The following is a 511-nucleotide window of genomic DNA, read 5'->3' as shown; positions in this document are numbered from 1 at the left end:
TTCTCTTTTCGCTTGTAATATCAATCGATTCTCAGTATCCATAGCTTCCCAACGATATTTTATTCTAATCTCCTGTAATGCTTCTAGAGCTAATTTTTGAACATGAAATCTGTCGGTAACCTGTACCGCTCTTGGAAAACATCTTTTGGAGATCAACTTCATGGAATTAGCCATGTCAAGTGTTATTTCTTGGACATAACTTCTTTTTTTGTAATCAATTTTACAGATATGTTCAATGACCTGATCTGCCTTTGTTCCAGCAACAATAGCAACTAAGCATCCTTTTTTACCTCTAGCTTCCTTATTGGTTACAATAGTAAAAAGTTCACCCTGAGACAAGGCTACTTCGTCAATTGACAAGTGGGTACCTATATTTTCAGGATAAATAATCCACTCATGTGCATGTTCACGTGGAGCCCACGTACTAAAGGAGCTTAAAAATTTTTTGTATTGTCTTTGTAATTTTTTCCCATTGACTCCAAAGAAACCTCCAATGGTACGACAGTCAATA

At 36.0% G+C, this 511-nt stretch carries 1 protein-coding gene; it reads right to left on the bottom strand.

Annotation, left to right across the window (positions count from 1 at the left end; translation table 11 throughout):
• Positions 1-511: ISAon1 family transposase (locus NJT12_RS24870; protein ID WP_276598398.1), on the bottom strand; the 511-nt coding region annotated here is incomplete at both ends.

This window comes from Flavobacterium azizsancarii (assembly GCF_027980145.1).
GTDB lineage: Bacteria > Bacteroidota > Bacteroidia > Flavobacteriales > Flavobacteriaceae > Flavobacterium > Flavobacterium azizsancarii.
This window is presented reverse-complemented; position numbering and strand designations above follow the sequence as displayed.